Source organism: Providencia sp. SP181 (genome assembly GCF_050446505.1).
Classification (GTDB): domain Bacteria; phylum Pseudomonadota; class Gammaproteobacteria; order Enterobacterales; family Enterobacteriaceae; genus Providencia; species Providencia vermicola.
On the sequence record NZ_JBBPXM010000001.1, the window covers coordinates 441,342 to 461,217 of the forward strand.

19 protein-coding genes and 3 tRNA genes are annotated in these 19,876 nt (G+C 39.7%); 15 read left to right on the forward strand and 7 right to left on the reverse strand.

Annotated elements, in window-relative coordinates; all coding sequences use genetic code 11:
• Positions 1-35 precede the first annotated feature (35 nt).
• The 6 genes from AABS66_RS02180 to purR all read left to right on the forward strand — a co-directional run bounded on the left by AABS66_RS02180 (position 36) and on the right by purR (position 5,731).
• Positions 36-659, forward strand: a complete 624-nt coding sequence (locus tag AABS66_RS02180; RefSeq protein ID WP_430224531.1) for a hypothetical protein — start codon at positions 36-38, stop codon at positions 657-659.
• A gap of 48 nt (positions 660-707) precedes the next feature.
• Entirely contained in the window at positions 708-917 is a 210-nt protein-coding gene (locus tag AABS66_RS02185; RefSeq protein ID WP_430224570.1) for a hypothetical protein, read from the forward strand.
• 367 nt (positions 918-1,284) lie between these two features.
• Positions 1,285-1,551 (forward strand): excisionase, encoded by a 267-nt coding sequence (locus AABS66_RS02190; RefSeq protein ID WP_430224532.1) that lies wholly within the window; start codon positions 1,285-1,287, stop codon positions 1,549-1,551.
• A complete protein-coding gene (locus AABS66_RS02195) occupies positions 1,508-2,572 on the forward strand; it encodes a tyrosine-type recombinase/integrase (RefSeq protein WP_430224533.1) in 1,065 nt (354 codons plus the stop codon). The genes AABS66_RS02190 and AABS66_RS02195 overlap by 44 nt, the downstream gene beginning before the upstream one ends.
• Before the next feature lie 1,121 nt (positions 2,573-3,693).
• Positions 3,694-4,272: a superoxide dismutase [Fe] gene (gene sodB / locus AABS66_RS02200; RefSeq protein WP_430224534.1), complete on the forward strand. Its 579-nt coding sequence runs from the start codon at positions 3,694-3,696 to the stop codon at positions 4,270-4,272.
• Between the two features lie 433 nt (positions 4,273-4,705).
• Positions 4,706-5,731 (forward strand): HTH-type transcriptional repressor PurR, encoded by a 1,026-nt coding sequence (gene purR, locus AABS66_RS02205; RefSeq protein ID WP_206084044.1) that lies wholly within the window; start codon positions 4,706-4,708, stop codon positions 5,729-5,731.
• Here the strand turns inward: purR and punR are convergent, their stop codons facing one another.
• The gene (punR, locus tag AABS66_RS02210; RefSeq protein WP_272538600.1) at positions 5,732-6,643 is read right to left on the reverse strand and encodes a DNA-binding transcriptional activator PunR; all 912 of its coding nucleotides are present in this window, start codon (positions 6,641-6,643) and stop codon (positions 5,732-5,734) included.
• Positions 6,644-6,766: 123 nt separating this feature from the next.
• Between punR and punC the strand changes: the two genes are divergently transcribed.
• The 3 genes from punC to AABS66_RS02225 all read left to right on the forward strand — a co-directional run bounded on the left by punC (position 6,767) and on the right by AABS66_RS02225 (position 9,359).
• Positions 6,767-7,987 carry a purine nucleoside transporter PunC gene (punC, locus tag AABS66_RS02215; RefSeq protein ID WP_430224535.1) on the forward strand — a complete coding sequence of 407 codons (1,221 nt, stop codon included), beginning with the start codon at positions 6,767-6,769 and terminating at the stop codon, positions 7,985-7,987.
• A 316-nt stretch (positions 7,988-8,303) separates the two neighbouring features.
• Complete coding sequence (locus tag AABS66_RS02220; protein WP_241016832.1) at positions 8,304-9,062, forward strand: helix-turn-helix transcriptional regulator; 759 nt, start codon at positions 8,304-8,306, stop codon at positions 9,060-9,062.
• A 24-nt stretch (positions 9,063-9,086) separates the two neighbouring features.
• Entirely contained in the window at positions 9,087-9,359 is a 273-nt protein-coding gene (locus AABS66_RS02225) for a putative quinol monooxygenase (protein WP_206084041.1), read from the forward strand.
• Between the two features lie 188 nt (positions 9,360-9,547).
• Here AABS66_RS02225 and AABS66_RS02230 read toward each other — a convergent pair whose 3' ends face one another.
• Entirely contained in the window at positions 9,548-10,213 is a 666-nt protein-coding gene (locus AABS66_RS02230; RefSeq protein WP_206084040.1) for a riboflavin synthase subunit alpha, read from the reverse strand.
• Positions 10,214-10,489: 276 nt separating this feature from the next.
• Between AABS66_RS02230 and AABS66_RS02235 the strand changes: the two genes are divergently transcribed.
• The 6 genes from AABS66_RS02235 (at position 10,490) to AABS66_RS02260 (ending at position 14,783) form a co-directional block, all read left to right on the forward strand.
• On the forward strand, positions 10,490-11,863 hold the full coding sequence (locus tag AABS66_RS02235) for an MATE family efflux transporter (protein ID WP_206084039.1): 1,374 nt from the start codon (positions 10,490-10,492) through the stop codon (positions 11,861-11,863).
• A gap of 156 nt (positions 11,864-12,019) precedes the next feature.
• A tRNA-Val gene (locus tag AABS66_RS02240) sits at positions 12,020-12,096 on the forward strand.
• A 30-nt stretch (positions 12,097-12,126) separates the two neighbouring features.
• Positions 12,127-12,203, forward strand: a tRNA-Val gene (locus AABS66_RS02245).
• A gap of 33 nt (positions 12,204-12,236) precedes the next feature.
• A tRNA-Val gene (locus AABS66_RS02250) sits at positions 12,237-12,313 on the forward strand.
• A gap of 405 nt (positions 12,314-12,718) precedes the next feature.
• A complete protein-coding gene (gene pykF, locus AABS66_RS02255; RefSeq protein ID WP_206084038.1) occupies positions 12,719-14,131 on the forward strand; it encodes a pyruvate kinase PykF in 1,413 nt (470 codons plus the stop codon).
• 415 nt (positions 14,132-14,546) lie between these two features.
• On the forward strand, positions 14,547-14,783 hold the full coding sequence (locus AABS66_RS02260; RefSeq protein WP_047756290.1) for a major outer membrane lipoprotein: 237 nt from the start codon (positions 14,547-14,549) through the stop codon (positions 14,781-14,783).
• Positions 14,784-14,879: 96 nt separating this feature from the next.
• Here the strand turns inward: AABS66_RS02260 and AABS66_RS02265 are convergent, their stop codons facing one another.
• The 5 genes from AABS66_RS02265 to sufC form a co-directional block, all read right to left on the reverse strand.
• Entirely contained in the window at positions 14,880-15,944 is a 1,065-nt protein-coding gene (locus AABS66_RS02265; protein WP_206084037.1) for a L,D-transpeptidase family protein, read from the reverse strand.
• 204 nt (positions 15,945-16,148) lie between these two features.
• Positions 16,149-16,565 carry a cysteine desulfuration protein SufE gene (gene sufE / locus AABS66_RS02270; RefSeq protein WP_272538654.1) on the reverse strand — a complete coding sequence of 139 codons (417 nt, stop codon included), beginning with the start codon at positions 16,563-16,565 and terminating at the stop codon, positions 16,149-16,151.
• 36 nt (positions 16,566-16,601) lie between these two features.
• On the reverse strand, positions 16,602-17,840 hold the full coding sequence (sufS, locus tag AABS66_RS02275; protein ID WP_206084036.1) for a cysteine desulfurase SufS: 1,239 nt from the start codon (positions 17,838-17,840) through the stop codon (positions 16,602-16,604).
• Between the two features lie 4 nt (positions 17,841-17,844).
• Complete coding sequence (gene sufD / locus AABS66_RS02280; protein ID WP_272573289.1) at positions 17,845-19,152, reverse strand: Fe-S cluster assembly protein SufD; 1,308 nt, start codon at positions 19,150-19,152, stop codon at positions 17,845-17,847.
• Positions 19,127-19,873 (reverse strand): Fe-S cluster assembly ATPase SufC, encoded by a 747-nt coding sequence (sufC, locus tag AABS66_RS02285; protein WP_047757043.1) that lies wholly within the window; start codon positions 19,871-19,873, stop codon positions 19,127-19,129. The genes sufD and sufC overlap by 26 nt, the downstream gene beginning before the upstream one ends.
• Positions 19,874-19,876 lie beyond the last annotated feature (3 nt).

The window sequence follows — 19,876 nt, forward strand, 5'->3', positions numbered from 1 at the left end:
GTGAGTATGATTCCTGCTTTAAATAAGGAGGGATTATGAATAGAAGTTGGTTGTTAAACATAGCTTTGGGAGTCGCTATTTTTTTTGCTATAACTTACGCAATTTTCTTTTATTGGAATATTGATAACAATAATAAATGGAGTACATTTTTTAGCTTTACATCTACATTTGGTATAGTTGCCACAATTACTATTTATTTTTTACAAAAAAAACACTCAATAGAGTTAGAAAATAAAAAAAATGAAAGAATAGATTCATCGATATCAAAAATATTATTAATGGAATGCCAGAGAATTAGTTACGATGTAGAATTTATGCAAAAATCATACATGTTTTTATCGCAAAAAAAACCTGATAATCCAGAGGTAAAAAAGGAGGGGATATACTACTATATAATTTCTGGATTCGGTGAACGAAAAACGCATGCGAGATGTTTTTATAGCATGGACACATCAAAACTTATGGAGGCTTTGAGACTAGCTGTAAATAATAATAGCAAACACTTTGATACTATTTATCAATTCATTGATGCTATTGAAATGGCAAATAAAAACTTAAATGACTGTCTATTTGATATAAAATATCTATATCAAGAAAATAATCTGTACAACATGAGCTTAAATGATATTAATATAATAATTCATGAAATTTATCATTAACCCTGCACTAGCAGGGTTTTTTATACCTAAAATTCAGACTAACAATTCATGCAAATAATCGGATATGTATTACTCATGCTAATACAGGGTTCTGCTGTGCCTGTATCTGAGCAAATATTCACACAGCAAGAATGCGAGAGCCGTGCGTGGCAGGTAATGCAAGTTGAGCTCATCTACAGCGATGAAATGAAGAAAAATGAAAAGAACCGCCAACTTAGACGGTATGAATTCAAACAAAAGAAATCAATCGTTAATTGAAACCTAGCAAACACACTTCACCAACGATACTACACTACCCCCAACAAATAGATAGAAATTTATTAATTGAAATAAAAAAACCGCCACCTAGGGGTACCCGATGACGGTAAGGATTGTGTAGGGATAATTATATTTTCACTGTGTTAGCTATTTAAGGATAGTTGGCTGGGCGAATTTAACAAGGAAGTTAGACAAAAAAATGCCGAGGCATGGGCGCATCGGCAAAGACTACACAGCGAATACTTGGAAAGATTGAATTAACTATAGTTCATACATTAAGAATGCTGATGAATTATTTTAATCGTTGAGATTAAAGAAAAAATAATATTGGGCTACTACGTCCATAAACCGGAAAAGGAATCTAATTATGGTTAGATACTTCACAGTAAGAGAGTTTGCAAGTAAGCATCGCAGAAGTGATGAGACAGTTAGGAGATGGATAAGTGCTGGGAAAATATACCCTTCACCATCATTTGATGGATATCAATATTTAATTCATCCATCAGCACAAAAAATAAGTAATTACGAAAAAATAAATCCAACTATTTTATTAAACAATAACTGTAAACTGTTAAAAAGGATTGAAACAGATGGCAAGAAACAGAAAACCAAAAAACGCATATTTACCACCTAACTTATATTGCCGTAAAGGCTATTATAGCTATAGAAATCCTGAAACTGGCATAGAGTACGGTATAGGAAGGAATAAAGCAGAAGCAATCAATGAGGCTATTGCTGCAAATTATCAAATTTTATCTTCAAAAGTAAAACCTAATTTAGTCGAACGAATATCAGGGAACGGAATTCTTTTGCATGAGTGGATTTTAGAATATATTAAGGCTCTAGAGGATAGAAACCTAAAGAAAAGCACATTCAAAGGTTATATCAGTAAATTAAATATAATAAAAGAGCATATCCCCAATATAGATATCTCATTGATAACCACACAATTAATATCTCAATTAATAGATGAAGTTTATAATAGTGGAAAAAAATCTATGGCAATGCACGTTAGATTAACAGCCATTGATTTATTTAAAGAAGCAATAATGAAAGGCAACTTGAAAGAAAATCCTGCATCACCAACAAGAGCACCCAGAACTCAAGTAGAACGTTCAAGACTATCTTTTGATGATTTTATTAAAATAAAAAATGAGATAAAAGCTTATGGTAGGCAATACGAACTTATAATGGAACTTGGATTACTTACAGGTCAGCGAATTGGCGATTTAATCAAATTACAAAAATCCAATATTACTAATGATAGATTGCTGATTATCCAAGCCAAAACAGGAACCAAATTATCTATCCCTCTAACCTTATCTATGGGAAAAATAGAAAAGTCAGTAGGTGACGTTGTAACTGAGCTAATTAGTAGCTCATTTTCAGATAATTTATTTACTAATAGTAACGGCAATCCCTTGCGGTATGAAAGTGTATTTCGCCAATTTTCTACTGCTAGAAAAAACACTGGGTTATCTTGGGGCGATAAAACTCCTCCCTCCTTCCATGAAATACGAAGCCTTGCGGCTAGATTGTACAAAAAAGAAAAAAATGGGGAGTTTGCCCAAAGCCTTTTGGGGCATAAAAGTATAGCTATGACAGAAAAATATCAAGATAGTCGCTCTGATGACTGGAATATCATTTCGGAATAATTTAGAAGAATTTTGGAGAGGCAGTTATATAGTATTGATTAAATAGCACTTTATTTAAAGTCATGTTAACTTCCTTAACATTAAATATGATTAGTATATTCTTATTTATCAATTAGATAATTGATTTTTAGCCCTAAAATATACTACGTAATACGATATTTTGCTTTGAATATGTCAACGGCTATTGTATGAAAAAAGAGGGGGAATCCCCCTCCTTTGATTTGCTACTATTGTGACTTATTTATGATTCAAGTCAAACAAAACTATACCTTGTTTTATAGCGAAACATCATTTTCACTAAGAGTATATTGTCTATATTTAACGGTGATCTATCTGCCAATTTGATGTCTTTAACAATATGTTTAACTTCATATTTTGCTAATTGTTTTGCATTAATCTAAACAAATAACAATAAATCAACGTGAGGGTAGCAATAAAATACGGTATAACTATACTTAGCAACGTAAATCTACTTGATATGCCCCACATAGCTCTCTCATCATACTTGCACAACTCTGCAATAAGGATAGAATTATATTTTTCTAAAATATGAATCTTATGCATAGCAATCCCATTACAACCTTACTAATAGTCATCCCATTTTTTGTATTTATGATATTTTTTATTATTAAAGATCGGGTGCAACCAGACATAACCCCTCTTTTCTTCAAGGCTTTTATCTACTTGCTTACAACTATCATTTTCATCAATGTCATTTTTTTGATTAGAACTTTCATTGGCTGGAACTAATGTCAACCACTGGCAAATAAATACTAAAAATTCAAAGTATTATGCCAATCCTCTGCAATATTGCCCCCATTGATGACAGTCCTTTAGAACCACCCTCGCTCGTTATTATTTCTACATGTTCTCTGTATGCAAGAACCGAACACATCACTTAATCCAATAACAATAAAATATTATTCAAACATTTTATTGTTAACATGCGATTAACGCGATTACATTTACCCTTTGTAGGGTTAATCGTGTTACTATTAATATATTAAGAATCATACAGGCCATTTGGCAAAACTGTAGATAAACAATGAAGTACGACACTTAGCTCACTTTACGAGCAAACACCCATATGTTTTGATACAAAAGCAATCAAGGAGTACGTTATGTCATTTGAACTTCCCGCTCTACCGTATGCAAAAGATGCTTTAGAACCTCATATCTCTGCTGAGACCTTAGAATACCACTACGGTAAGCACCACAATACCTACGTTGTTAACTTAAACAACCTAATCAAAGGCACTAATTTTGAAGGTAAATCGTTAGAAGAAATCATTAAGACTTCTGAAGCTGGGGTATTTAACAATGCGGCTCAGGTTTGGAACCATACCTTCTATTGGCACTGCTTAGCACCAAATGCAGGTGGCGAACCAACGGGGAAAGTTGCAGACGCTATCAATAAAACCTTTGGTTCTTTCGCCGAGTTTAAAGCACAATTTACGGATGCAGCAACCAAAAACTTTGGGGCTGGCTGGACTTGGTTAGTGAAAAAAGCCGATGGTAATTTAGCTATTGTTAACACATCTAACGCAGCAACACCAATCTCTGGTGATGATAAACCTGTGTTAACATTAGATATTTGGGAACACGCTTATTATATTGATTACCGTAATGCACGCCCTAAATATTTAGAAAATTTCTGGGCACTAGTTAACTGGAAATTTGTAGAAGAAAATTTAGCTTAATTATTAAACAGTTATTCTAGATCGATTAAGGGCGAGTTAAAACTCGCCCTTATGCATTCACCCAATGAAGATGAAACACAAATTAGAAGATATGTGCAGCAATAAAAATAATCATTGCTAATGAACCCAGCGCAGCTAGTAATCCATATTTAACATCTGTATCCATGAGTTCCTCTCATCCTAACAAAATTGAATTAACAATAACCACTCAAACTATAAGGTTATTAAGTATACACATCCAAAAAAGCGAAACCAGTGTCTATATCACATGTTATAACATCAATTATTTCTTTCGTTTTTGCGCTAGATCAGACAAAATCGACAACAAATCGCTAAATTATTGCCAGCGAAGGATCTATGCATCAATATGCAGGTAATTTTTTAACTAGAATTCTTAGAGAGACCTATAGTTGGTCAGGAGTTTTATTCCCCCATGGCAACGATTAAAGATGTGGCGAAACGCGCTGGCGTCTCTACCACCACCGTATCCCATGTTATTAATAAAACGCGCTTTGTGGCTGATGACACCAAGGCTGCGGTTTGGGCTGCCATCAAAGCGCTCAATTATTCACCTAGTGCGGTTGCCCGTAGTTTAAAAGTGAATCACACGAAATCAATTGGTTTGTTAGCGACGTCGAGTGAGGCGCCTTATTTTGCTGAAGTTATCGAATCCGTTGAAAACAGCTGTTATGAAAAAGGCTACACACTGATCCTCTGTAACTCTCATAATAATTTGGGTAAACAAAAAGCCTACTTGCAAATGCTTGCACAAAAACGTGTCGATGGCCTGCTGGTAATGTGTTCTGAATATCCTGATACACTCATTGGCATGCTCGAAGATTATCGCAATATTCCGATGGTGGTAATGGATTGGGGCACATCGAGAGGGGATTTTACCGATAGCATCATCGATAATTCATTCCATGGGGGCTATCTTGCAGGACGTTATCTCATTGATAGAGGACATCGTGATATTGGTGTGATCCCAGGCTCCCTTGAGCGGAATACTGGGATTGGGCGTCTGACTGGCTTCCAAAAAGCAATGGAAGAAGCCAAAGTGACCTTAAAAGACGAATGGATTGTCCAAGGGGATTTTGAACCTGAGTCTGGCTATAAAGCGATGATGCAGATTTTGAGCCATAAACAGCGCCCTACCGCCGTTTTCTGTGGTGGTGATATCATGGCAATGGGGGCGATTTGTGCGGCAGATGAAATGGGCTTGCGCGTTCCACAGGATATCTCAATCATCGGTTACGACAATGTGCGCAATGCGCGCTATTTTACGCCTGCATTGACTACTATCCACCAACCTAAAGAGCGTTTAGGGCAAATGGCGTTCGCTATGTTATTAGACCGTATAGTGAATAAGCGCGAAGACGCTCAAACTATCGAAGTTCATCCTCGTCTTGTTGAGCGTCGTTCGGTTGCTGATGGACCATTTATTGACTATCGTCGATAATCAATATGATGTTGATAACCATTCTGCGTTGAGCGTTTCATTATCGCCAAGATAATCTAATAACCAGCTCAGTGCGGGAGAGGTGTTTTTTTCTACCCATGTTAAACAACATGGGCTGGGTGGAAATGGCTGTGCTAATGTCAATTCCACCAGTTTACCTTCTGCGCATAAAGGAGCTGCTCGATGTTCGGGCACCATCCCCACACAAAGGCCATTTGCCAAACAAGCTAAGCCATTTTCCCAATAGGGAACCACTAAACGCCGTTGGTTATCCAGCGCCCAAGTATCTCGTTTAGGTAAACTTCGAGAAGTATCTTCTAAGCACAAACTTGGATATGCACGCATTTCATCGTCTGTTAGGCTATGTTCTATTTTTGCTAATGGATGTTCAGGGCTTGCGACACACATCCACGACATAAACCCCATATCACGAAAGCTGTAACGTTCGCCAATCGGTGAAGCTCGGGTGGCACCAATCGCCACATCCACGCGGCCATCCGCTAAGGCATCCCAAACACCATTAAATACTTCTGGGTGTATATACAATTCAATGTCAGGGAAATGGCGATAAAAATCGAGAATAAGTTGCTCAGTCCGCTGTGGTTTAACGATGCAGTCAACTGCAATGCTGAACTGCCCACGCCAACCATTAGCCGCTTGTTGGCATTGATGACGTGTCTCTGTCATTTTTTTGATAACAGAACGGCTTTCTTTAATAAAAATCAGCCCTGCTTCGGTTAAAATGACGTCCCGGTGTCGACGTTCAAACAAGGGAACGGCTAACCATTCTTCAACTTGTTTGACGGTATAGCTGATTGCTGAAGGTACGCGGTGTAACTCATCTGCGGCACCACTGAAACTCCCCGTTCTTGCAACGGCATCAATTACTTCAAGTGCATGAGCTGACCACATAGTCTCTCCTTTCAAATATTTTGATAGCAAGATCCAAATATTACCGTTTCACAAGACAAAAAAATAGCCTATACAATGTCATCACCGTTAACATTTTTTTAAATATCAGATAAGTAAATCATTATGACGACTGTGAAAAAAAATTCCCCTGGATTTATGCTGTACCTTGCAGGATTAAGCATGTTGGGGTTTTTAGCCATTGATATGTACCTGCCTGCTTTTGGTGCAATGCAGACCTCTTTGCGCACAACAGAAGGGGCTATCAGTGCTTCTCTCAGTATCTTTTTAGCAGGCTTCGCGTTTGCTCAGCTACTTTGGGGCCCACTTTCAGATAAACTTGGCCGCAAGCCTGTGCTCATCGTTGGTCTTACTATCTTTATTGTGAGCAGTTTAGCGATTTTTTGGGCCACGACAGCAACACAATTATTAACCTTGCGTTTTTTACAAGCCGTTGGTGTGTGCTCCGCCGCCGTTTTATGGCAAGCCCTTGTTATCGACCGTTATGATGAAGCAAGCACACAAAAAGTTTTCGCATCTATCATGCCATTAGTCGCGCTCTCCCCTGCGCTTGCGCCGTTATTAGGTGCATGGGTGCTGGAACACCAAACTTGGGAAGCTATCTTTTTAATCTTAATGGCTGTCGGTGTTTTATTACTCTTACCGACATTTTTCCTCAAAAATATTTCTGTAAAAAAACACGAAGATGAAAACCAGCCTCAAACCAAAATCTCATTTGGTAAGTTACTGAGCTCTCCCATTTTTAGTGGCAACGTCTTAGTCTATGCCTCTTGTAGTGCAGGCTTTTTTGCTTGGTTAACTGGCTCCCCCTTTATCCTACGTAATATGGGCTTTAACCCAGCGGATATTGGATTGAGCTATATCCCCCAAACACTTGCTTTCATTGTTGGTGGCTATGGTTGTCGCCTTGTTTTGGCCAAGGTGCGTGCTGAAATCTTATTCCCACTACTCTTAATTGGTTATGCAGTTAGCATGTCTATATTATTCATCATGGCTATCTATACTAAACCATCATTAACCATGATTTTAATTCCATTTTGCTTTATGGCTGCCATGAACGGAGCATCGTATCCAATAGCTGTTTCAAAAGCATTAAATACCTTCCCTACAGCAAGTGGTAAAGCAGCGGCATTACAAAACGCTTTACAACTTGGCTTATGCTTCTTAGCTAGCTTGTTAGTTTCCGCTTTAACTTTTGACCCACTTCTTGCAACAACGGGTGTGATGGCCTTTACCATTATTCCAATGGCGATTGGTTATTTTATGCAGCGCTGCGCTGTCAAAGATGAAAAAACGTTAAAACCAGTTGATTGCCAAGCAAATTAATTCCTTTAGATTCGTTATACGCTGTGCCGCTACTATGCGGTACAGTTTTTCACTATCACTTCCCCATTAATCAAATATATTATTCTTAAGCTAACTGTAGGCATTGACTACGCTTTTGTCATATTCCGTAGCAGGTGATATTTGCTTAAAAATGCGGTTTAACGCATTATCCATTAGCGAGCTTTACCTAATTAAAGCGTATTTCACTAAAAAAAAGCTATTTTATTTTTTTATCTTCTAAAACTCATGCTTTCAATGGTTATTTTTCTTGTCAAAAAACGCTATCATTACCATAACAAATAATGAGTGCTCAAGTATGATGTTGAAACAGTATTATCCACCAGATGAATTGAAAGGCTTTGTTAGTTCTATTTTGATTATCAAAGAGTTCACCAGTGCGATTAAAATTTTTCCAGGGACAGGGGCTGAAATTTGGGTTTCATCGGATCCAATTTGTATGTCTGCTGACGGCCACTCTACGACTAACTCATTTCAACTCATCATACCGAGAATCAATACGTTTACAGCAAACCCTAATCATGCAAAAACCATGGTATTGCGTATTCGCCACGACGCATTACGCTTTTTGTTACCCCAACGGACATTCAATTATACGGATAGGCCCATTGCCCTTGCTGATATTTGGCAAGATAACTGGTTTGAAGCGCTTGCCTGTTCATCTTTTAAAGAGCTATTAGATTGCTTTACTCAAACTAAAGCGACCAAAAAACCGCATTTCACGGATGAAATCATCGAATTGCTCTACCGTAATCCAACAAAAAAAATCACCGATATTGCCGATGAGACAGGTTTTCATCTGCGTGTCATTCAAAAAGAGTTTTTAAAAGAGTACGGTATTACACCCAAACGCTACCAGATCAATTGCCGCTTAGAACACGTTTTAAAAAACATGGTAATAGATCATGATACTTATCGCTGGTTTGAAACAGGCTATTATGATCAATCTCATTTTTATCGAGATTTCAAAAGATACTTTACTATGACCCCGTCCGCCTTTTTAAAATCAGATTATTCGCTTTTTTACAATACAAAAACCAAGTACCCATTAAGATAGTTCTTAATACATAAGGAGAACGGAATGAGTATTGTTGTGTATGCCCAAATTACAACTGAAAGAACGGATGGGTATTTAACGAGAGAAATCATTCGTGACTTAGCAAAGCTGAGCCGCCGCGAGAAAGGATGCATTCAATATGATCTTATGGCTAAAGAAAACGGCTATATTGTTTTCGAAGAGTGGGAAAGCACTCAGGCACTCGAAATGCACAAAAACAGTCCGCACTTTAGGCGCTTAGTTGAAGCGATTGAACGTGATAATGCCAGCTTTTCTGTTAATTTTAGTGAAAAGTAACCGATTAAAAAACAAGGTTTTAATCAAATTAGCTATTTTGGTAGTCTGTGGTGTTATTGACTTGATGTTTTTAGCAACTTTACACTTGATTAAACACCTTTATCCTAACAACTCTAAAATTTTCATGTTATTAAGGCTATAGTATGACTATATCTACTATAGCCTCATATTCTTCCGCTGTTGATGAATTATTCTGATTTAGCCTTTTCGACAGCGTCATTTCCTTGTTGCAATAACTTTTCTTGTTCTTTTTGGTTGAGCACTCGCTCAACAGTATCCACTATTGCTTGAGTTTGTGGGTCTATCTCAATATTAATCTTATCCCCTAAACGCTTTTGCCCTAATGTTGTTCTTTCTAACGTTTCAGGGATTAAATGTACACAAAAACGGTTATTGATAACATCACCAACCGTGAGGCTAATTCCATCAATGGCAACAAAACCTTTGTGTAAAATATATTTCATCAATGCTTTATCATGAATAGATAGCCATATTTGATGGTTATCTTCTGAAGTGAAAATTTTACTGATTTCTGCGGTTGTCATAATGTGTCCAGATACCACATGACCACCAATTTCATCACCGTATTTCGCTGCACGTTCAATATTGACAACATCCCCCTCTTGTAGCGCACCCAAATTTGTCAGACGGAGCGTTTCTTTAATTAAATCAAAGCTAACCCTTTCACCATCAATTTTAGTGACCGTCAAACAGCAACCATTGTGGGCTACTGAGGCTCCCGTTTCTAAACCAACCAGTAATTCAGGGGTGAATTTCATGACATGAGTGCGAAAATTCGCTCTTTCCGTAATTTCAATAATTGGAGCGGTCGCTTGAACAATACCTGTAAACATAATGACTCTCTGTGTCGTGAATTAATTTGTCCAGTTTACCTAAGAATTTTTTGAGATCTATCTTATTTGAGTGATGAGATACAGACTGAATAACTACCTGTAATCAAATACACTAAGAGACAAAAGTGCTCTTTCATCAATAAGCAGTATATCTTTATTGGAATACATTGGTAAAAGGGATAGAATAAAGGGTTTTTAATAACATTTTGATTTATTGCTAAATCATTTATTTTTCTCGTTTTTCTTCTTCATTATTTTTATTATAAAGGTGTATGCGTGCAGAAATATTTTACAGAAGCGCGTAGCTTGTTGGCTCTCGGGATCCCTATCGTTTTAGCTCAGTTTTCACAAACCGCCATGGGGTTTGTCGATACGGTTATGGCAGGTAGTGTCAGTGAAATCGAGATGTCCGCAGTTGCAGTTGGGTTTTCCATCTGGCTGCCAGCTATTCTTTTTGGTCAAGGTTTACTAATGGCATTGACCCCGATCGTTGCTCAAATGAACGGGTCTGGCCGCCGTAACTTAATTGGCGATCAAATTCAACAAGGTCTGTGGTTAGCGCTATTTTTAGCCTTGGGTATTATGTGTTTGCTTTATAATAGCCAACTAATTATTAGCAACATGCCACACATTGATCCAGAACTTGCCGACAAATCCGTTCGTTTCTTACATGCCATCATGTGGGGTGCGCCTGGGTATTTATTCTACCAAGTCTACCGTAGTCAATGCGAAGGCCTGTCGAAAACTAAGCCGGGGATGGTGATTGGTTTTCTAGGCTTAATGGTCAATATCCCAATTAACTATATCTTTATCTATGGCCACTTTGGTGCACCTGCTCTCGGTGGGGTTGGTTGTGGTGTCGCGACTGCATCAGTGTATTGGGCAATGTGCATGATGATGAGATGGTACGTGAAACGCGCTTCAGCTCAGCGCGATATTCGTCCGACTGTACCTTTTACATCGCCAAATCCATTAATTTTAAAACGAATTATTGTATTAGGTACGCCAATTGGCTTAGCGTTGTTCTTTGAAGTTACATTATTTGCCGTTGTTGCACTGCTAGTTGCACCATTAGGGGTTGTTGCCGTTGCAGGCCACCAAGTTGCACTGAACTTTAGTTCAGTCATGTTCATGTTCCCATTATCCCTGGGGATCGCCGCGACAATTCGCGTCGGTTATAACTTAGGCCAACAATCTACTGAGGCGGCGAAAGTCTCTTCTTATACTGGCCTTGCTGTTGGTTTAATGATTGCAACAATTACCGCAATTTTTACCGCTGTTTTCCGCGAACCGATTGCAATGATGTATAACAAAAATCCAGAAGTGGTTGTTTTAGCAACTAGTTTGATGCTTTATGCCGCTATCTATCAGTTATCCGATTCTGTGCAAGTTATTGGCGCAGGGATTTTACGTGGCTATAAAGATACGCGTTCAATCTTCTTTATTACGTTCACTGCATATTGGTTATTAGGTTTACCAGCTGGCTATATTTTAGCACTGACCGACTATGTTGGACCTGCAATGGGCCCCAAAGGTTTCTGGATAGGCTTTATTATTGGACTCAGCGCCGCAGCGGTGGGTATGGCAACACGAATTATGTGGATCCATAAGCAACCTGAGCAAGCTGTTCTGTTACGTTCAACACGCTAATCGCCAGTTTTTTAAGCAATTAATTGTGTGGGAAGATGTATTTCGCACCAGATAGTTTTAAATACGAGCAAACTGTCGCAAAATTACATTTTCCCCTTGCCAGATTCACAGCATAACGTTAATATTCGTCCCCGTTGTCACCTAGAAGTTTTAAGCGCGTCCGTAGCTCAGTTGGTTAGAGCACCACCTTGACATGGTGGGGGTCGGTAGTTCGAGTCTACTCGGACGCACCATTCTAGTTAGCACAACACGTTAATTTCAGTGCGTCCGTAGCTCAGTTGGTTAGAGCACCACCTTGACATGGTGGGGGTCGGTAGTTCGAGTCTACTCGGACGCACCATTTCAAGTTAACACAATAGGTTAATTTCTCAGTGCGTCCGTAGCTCAGTTGGTTAGAGCACCACCTTGACATGGTGGGGGTCGGTAGTTCGAGTCTACTCGGACGCACCATTTCCTAACTACTTCATTTATATTCCAATATTTTCCTTGATTGTCACTTAAAATTGCCTTATTTTGTTGCGCAACAAAATAACCCACACAAAATCAACCGAATAATTGATCTTAGCTATCTCTTCATTCAATTTAGTAAAATTTGATTTGTCTCACAGTTTTTTGTTGTCTATAATACTCTCGCTGGCTGAAAGGTTTCACCAGCAATAAATCAGTATGTTAGCTTTAATGAAACTTGTCGACTACACTATTATTAGAATCAAATTGTGACAAGTTTCATTATAGTATTGAATTTAATACCAGACTGTCGCCTATTCTTATAAATGAGTTGCGCAACAAGTTTTATCATGCGCACTAAGCGTCGGCGGCAATACCGATTTCCTTTATAACCTTAGATAGACTGCCATGAAAAAAACCAAAATTGTTTGTACTATCGGCCCAAAAACCGAATCTGAAGAAAAACTGACCCAACTCTTAGATGCAGGCATGAATGTCATGCGTCTGAACTTCTCCCACGGTGACTATGAAGAACACGGTCAACGTATCAAAAATCTTCGCTCTGTTTGTGCAAAAACTGGTAAGCAAGCAGCTATCCTGCTAGACACTAAAGGCCCTGAAATCCGCACCATGAAACTAGAAGGCGGCAACGATGTTTCCCTCGTTGCAGGTCAAACCTTTACCTTTACCACAGACACATCTGTAGTCGGTAATAAAGATAAAGTAGCCGTCACCTATGCTGGCTTAACAGCTGATCTAAAAGTAGGTAACACTGTTTTAGTCGATGATGGCCTTATTGGCATGAAAGTCACCAATGTCACCGCAACTGAAGTGGTTTGTGAAGTATTAAACAATGGTGATCTTGGTGAGAAAAAAGGTGTCAACTTACCAGGCGTTTCAATTGGTCTACCTGCATTAGCAGAAAAAGATAAAGAAGACCTTGTGTTCGGTTGTGAACAAGGTGTTGATTTCGTTGCTGCATCATTTATCCGTAAACGCTCTGATGTTGAAGAAATTCGTGCGCACCTGAAAAAACACGGCGGCGAAAATATCCAAATTATTTCTAAAATTGAGAACCAAGAAGGTTTAAACAATTTTGATGAGATTTTAGAAGCCTCTGACGGCATCATGGTTGCTCGTGGAGACTTAGGCGTTGAGATCCCAGTTGAAGAAGTTATCTTCGCGCAAAAAATGATGATTGAAAAATGTGTTAAGGCTCGCAAGGTCGTTATCACAGCAACACAAATGTTAGATTCAATGATCAAAAACCCACGCCCTACTCGTGCTGAGGCTGGTGACGTAGCGAACGCCATTTTAGACGGTACTGATGCGGTTATGTTGTCAGGTGAAAGTGCGAAAGGTAAATACCCAGTAGAAGCTGTGACCATTATGGCAACTATCTGTGAACGTACTGACCGCGTGATGCCAACCCGTATTGATAACCAAAAACCAAGCCAGCGCTTACGTGTTACTGAAGCGGTATGCCGTGGTGCGGTTGAAATGTCTGAAAAGCTAGACGTTCCACTGATTGTTGTCGCGACCTACGGTGGTAAATCAGCGAAGTCTGTTCGTAAATACTTCCCGACTGCGCCAATTCTTGCCTTAACCACTAATGAAGAAACTGCACGCCAGTTACTGTTAGTTAAAGGTGTGATCCCAATGATTGTCGGCGGTTTCACTTCTACGGATGATTTCTACCGTGAAGGTAAACGTGCTGCATTAGAAAGCGGTTTAGCGGTTGAAGGGGATGCCGTTGTGATGGTGTCAGGTGCACTTGTTCAAAGCGGAACAACCAATACCTCTTCTGTTCACGTTCTATAATTAATATTATATAGAATACGAAAAGGCCGATAGTTGTTAATTCAGTTATCGGCCTTTTTTATTTTAAGTTAACATTTAGTGCTACCTTGACTTAACTATTTACCCGTTTAGGTTTCTTTAGCAAATATCCTATCTCTATTTAAGCGTAATATCACAAAATGTTCTTTGATTGTTCAAATAACAACCTTCATTAATCTTAATTTAAATTTTTCTTCTTTTTCCTACGACTAAATGTAAAGTATTTCTAGCAAATCTTTAAATTAAGTACTAGCATAAGACTTAGTAAGTGCCATACCCTAATTTTCATTAGGTTGTTTTAAAGGGATATAGCAAGCTTAAAGATAATCGTCTTGGCTCTATTATTTGGTGACTTGCTCTTTATATTTTCAAGATAATCAATCTAGAGGGTAAAATAATGATTCGTACTAAAATTCTACTGGGCTCTATCGTATTAGCTTCAGCATTACTAGCGGGTTGTTCTAACAGCACTGAAGTGCAAAAACTCTCTTCAGACGTACAAACTCTGAATGGTAAAGTTGATCAGCTGAGCAACGACGTTCAGTCACTGCGCTCTGATGTTCAGACAGCTCAAGAAGAAGCAGCACGTGCTAACCAGCGTCTGGACAACCAAGTTCGTACTTACAAAAAATAAGTTCGAATTGGTCGTTATCTAGTTAAAACGACGCTTTTTAGAAGCTGATAGTATTTATGAGGGCCTATGAAAATAGGCCCTTATTTTTTGTGCTGATTATTGAGCAGCTAAAGAGGAGCGGTATTTTGTGGGTAATAATGCGCCAATTTTACCATCGTAAATCGGGCCAGGCTGTGAAATGGTGAATGGCTCAATAGGGGTTAGCCCTTCATATTGGTTTTCATGCACAGGTTCATTAGTGCCCTGATCATTATTTATACGTACAGGCATTCCAGAACGCCTAGCAAGCTCTTTTTGTACTAAAGCCTTATCAATCCCTTCATTTTCAAGAAAACGCTTGAAATCATCAGAGAGCTTGATTGGCATAGTTTGTGGATCATCGTGACTCGAACGGGATAACGGTTGATGCACCTCAATGTAATAGCTTCCATCTGCTTCTTTAGAATATTTCACCGCTTGGTCAATAACTTGGACACGAGTTCCTCTCGGAACTGTTTTAAACAGTGCTTCAATATCATTGGGGCGTAACCGGATACAACCAGAACTTACTCGCATTCCAATACCGAAGTCAGCGTTAGTACCATGGATTAGATATTCGCCACGACCATAGGCTAAACGTAAGGCATACAATCCCATTGGGTTTTCAGGGCCTGCTGGCACTACAGCGGGTAATGTAATCCCTTCTTTTGCATAATTCTTACGAATATTTGCTGTCGGTGTCCATGTTGGGTCTTTAATCGATTGACTGACTGACGTGACCATTTCTGGGGTATCACGACCTAATTGACCAATACCAATTGGATAAACAACGACATTGTCGCTATTTGCAGGGTAGTAATATAAACGCAGCTCTGCCAAGTTAATCACGATACCTGTTCTTGGCGTTGACGGTAATAACATTTGCGCAGGGATAATCAGCTCTTTACCTGCTTCAGGCAGATAAGGGTCAGTACCTGGGTTTGCCTCAAGCATTCCCAACAAGCCAATTTCATGCTCACTGGCAATCGCCTCAAGAGGACGGCCATCATTCGGCACCACATACGTGTAATTTTCTCCGATGAGTCGGGTGTTACTGTCAGGTAATGGGTACTCTTTTGCCTGAGCTGGCGCTAACAACGCGCTCATGACAAATAAACTTGCCACCGTTAAAACTCTTTTCATACCTACTCCAAGGAAAATAGTGTGCTTACAATAATGCAATGATTATTGCTCATAATAGCAACTATTCTTAATATCTTTAATACTTAATGAATATTTTAGTTAACTAATATTATTGAACAAATCTTTATTGGATGATAGAGCGTTGACAAAGCACTAAGTTAGGGGGGAAATAGACGAGGGAGCTGGGTTACTCCCTCGGTAAAATTAAACTAATTCATTTGCACGGGCTAAGATGGTGCGGATCATCGCATTCAACCCTTGTGTTCGCGAAGGGGTTAAATGTTGTTCTAACGCTAATTGCTCAAAAAAAGATTTTACATCTAACGCTAAAATTTGCTGTGGTGTTTTACCTTGAAAAAGAATAATGACAATCGCCACCAGCCCTTTAACGATTGCAGCGTCGCTATCCCCTGCAAAGGCAATTGTGCCATCAGATTGTAACTGCATATCAATCCACACTTGGCTTTGGCAACCCGCGATAAGATTGCTCTCGCTTTTTTGTGTTTCATTAAGTTCAGGCAAGCGACCACCCAGCTCAATCATATACAAATAACGTTCTTCCCAATCCTGGCAACGCGCAAAATTACGTAATAATTTATTTTCATCGGGTAATGCAGGCATACTCACTTCCTTTACCATTCACTTATTTCTTTGTGCTTAGCCTAACAATTTTTTAATACGCTGTAACGCATTGAATAACGCATCAATATCTTCTTTAGTGGTATAAATTCCCACCGAAGCACGGCACATAGCAGGAACGTGGTAATGTTCCATCAATGGTAAAGCGCAGTGGTGCCCTGTTCGAATAGCAATACCATACCTATCCAAAAAAGACCCCACATCGTAGGCATGGTGTTCACCAAGGTTAAAAGCCAAAACGCCTTCACGCTGGTCGTTACCGTATAACCTGATGGACGGGATGTCTTTGAGCTTTTGCGATGCATACGCCATAATTTGCGCTTCATAAGCAAAAACATCGCGTAAATTTAATGCAGTTAAATAGTCAAACGCGGCACCTAACCCAATAATTGCACTCACATTTGGCGTGCCCGCCTCAAAACGCCAAGGCGCATCCGCAAAGGTAATCCCCTTAGTTAGGCTAACTTGGCGGATCATCGCCCCGCCGCCTTCCCATGGTGGCATCACATCTAAGATAGCCTTTTTCCCGAACAAAATACCAATACCCGTTGGCCCGTATAATTTGTGCCCCGAGAACACATAAAAATCACAGTCCAGATCCTGTACATCAACCTGTTGATGCATCGCACCTTGGGCACCATCCACTAAAATTGCCAGTTCACTGCTTTTTTGCGAGGCAATATCACGTGCTTGCTGGATAATTTCTTTAACTGGGTTTACAGTGCCTAGCACATTCGAAATATGTGTGAAGCTCAGTAACCGTGTTCGTGCATCGATAAATTCATTGAGTTTATCTAGCTGCAAGGTTCCATCATCTGAAATAGGGATCACTCGCACTTCAAAACCAATTTCTTCGGCTAATAGAAACCAAGGAACGATATTGGCATGGTGCTCCATTTCGGTGATGACGATATTGTCGCCTTCAAAGAGATGTTTGCGCCCGTAGCTATTGGCAACGAGGTTAATCCCTTCTGTGGTACCTTTAACAAAAACAATTTCTTCGTTTGAGCCTGCATTGATGAAATCTGCGGCCTTTTGGCGCACCTCTTCCATCATGGTTGTCGCATTGGCACTGAGCGTGTGAATGCCGCGGTGAACCGCGGCATACTGATGTAACGTAAATTCACTCTCTCGCTCAATAACTTGCAACGGTTTTTGTGCACTCGCTGCACTGTCTAAATAGACGAGTGGATGGTTATTCACTGATTGTGATAAGGCAGGAAAATCCTGCCTGACTAACGCAACATCAAATGACATGGGATTAAACCTCCGCTAAGCGCTGGCGGATGTTTGCCATCACAGCGTGTTTTAACTCTTCTGACTCAATAGACTCAGTCAATTCCGCAGCAAATGCGATGATAATCATATGCTTAGCAGCTTTACCATCAATTCCTCTTGAGCGCAGATAAAATAATTGCTCGTCATCGATTCGACCGACTGTCGCACCATGGCCACATTTCACGTCGTCTGCATAAATTTCAAGCTGTGGCTTGGTATCAATTTCAGCCTTATCACCGAGCAACAAGGTATTGTTCGTCATTTGGCCATCAGTTTTCAGCGCATTTGGGGCAACTTTGATCATCCCATTAAACACCGCTTTACTGCTGTCCATCGCAATCACTTTATGCAATTGACGGCTGTTACAGAAACTGTTGTTGTGTTCTAAATACGTCCGCGTATCTGCAATTTCGCTATCTTTTGGCAACAATAAGCTATTAAGCTCAAGCTCTGTATTTTCACCATCAAGACGAGCACTCGTGTGGTTACGTGTTAAACCCGCACCCAACAAGAAACTGGTACTTTTAACGCGGCTATCACGCCCAACTACAATATCATTATGGGCGAAATGTTGTGCCTGTGAACTTTCCACATTGAGTTTGAAGTGGCTAAAGTCTGCATTGTCACCCACTTCGGCGGTTAAACGACTCCCCGTCATGTGCGCTTGACCATTTAAACTAACAAAGTGCTCAATGACCTGCGCTTTACTGTTGGTATCGAGTGTTAAATGATAACGATACTGGCTGATATTCATCGCCTGTTCATCATTTTTGCCACTCGAAATATTCAGTAAATACAACGGTTTTTCTGCTATTTTATTCGCGGCCAAGTGAATCACTAACGGCTGTACTGCCAAGCTTTCCGTTAAATGCAAAAAGATTTCGCTATTGACTGGCGCAGGGAGTAAATCTTGATTATCGAGCAGAGACACTTGGAAAGGCCCGACATCAATAGAACTCAGAGCTGAACTATAGCGCCCATCAATTAATACAATACGGTAAGCATCAATTGGTAAGGCTAACTTTTCACATTCACTCGCGACGGCATCTGCATCACTAAACTGATATTGAGTATTCAGTACGCTATTTAGTGGTGTGTAGTGCCAATCTTCATGGCGAAACGCAGGTAAGCCGACCTGTTTAGCCTGTTCCCAATGGTTTTTTGCGTGCTGTGAATTTTCGCCTAAGCGTTGTTCGAATAGCTTCGCAAAGCGTGACATAGCTTGCTCATTCAGTGCAGCAACTTCAGCACGCTTTTGTGCTCTTTCACTGTTGGTCAATAAGCCAGCCATAACCCTGCTCCTCCAGTTTTTTCGCCAAACTGAAATCACCTGATTTGATGATTTTCCCTTGATATAAAACGTGGACGAAGTCAGGTTTTACATAATCTAAAATGCGCTGATAGTGTGTCACAATAATAAATGAACGTTCAGGAGAACGCAGTGAATTCACACCGTTAGCGACAATTTTCAAGGCATCAATATCCAGCCCCGAATCCGTTTCATCAAGAATACACAGTTGTGGTTCTAATGCGGCCATTTGCAGGATATCATTACGTTTTTTTTCACCGCCAGAGAAACCGACGTTAACTGAACGCGCTAATAAATCCTCTGGCATTTCCAATAATTTAATTTTATCTTCGATAAAATCTTGGAAATCAAAACGGTCTAATGCATCTTGCTGGCGATATTCACGCACTGCGTTAACAGCTGTTTGTAAGAAAAATTGGTTACTCACGCCAGGAATTTCAACTGGGTATTGGAAGGCTAAGAAAACACCTTCGCCCGCTCGTTCTTCAGGGTCTAATTCAAAGAGATCTTTACCTTTGAAAGTCACTGAACCGCTATCAATTTCATATTCTTCGCGACCCGCAAGCGTTGCCGATAATGTACTTTTGCCTGAACCATTTGGGCCCATGATAGCGTGAACTTCCCCTGGTTTCACTTCCAGAGATAACCCTTTTAAAATTTCATTACCTTCTACACTCACGTGTAAATCTTTAACACTTAACATATT